The organism is Psychromonas aquatilis, from assembly GCF_038155185.1.
GTDB lineage: Bacteria > Pseudomonadota > Gammaproteobacteria > Enterobacterales > Psychromonadaceae > Psychromonas > Psychromonas aquatilis.
This window is the reverse complement of the sequence record NZ_JBAKAZ010000415.1, coordinates 1-213: the sequence shown is the minus strand read 5'-3', so window position 1 is coordinate 213 and position 213 is coordinate 1. Positions and strand designations below refer to the sequence as shown.

1 protein-coding gene is annotated in these 213 nt (G+C 36.6%); it reads right to left on the bottom strand.

The window, feature by feature from the left end:
- Window positions 1-213: DUF1722 domain-containing protein (locus tag V6256_RS15990; protein ID WP_341599187.1), on the bottom strand; the 213-nt coding region annotated here is incomplete at both ends.

The window sequence follows — 213 nt, the reverse complement described above, 5'->3', positions numbered from 1 at the left end:
ATCAATTTGCTCACACAACTCTTTAAGCTGCTCTGCGGTGAGGTCTTTAGAAAAATAACCATGAATATGAGTCAAAGTATTAACATGGTTTTTACGCGTCGCTTGAATTTTAAGTTCATCCATTAGACCGCTTATATACTGCTCAGCCTTTTCAGCTAAATGTATATCTAGATCAGCAAGTAACTGCCCTAGTTTTTTGTAAGCAACCAAGTT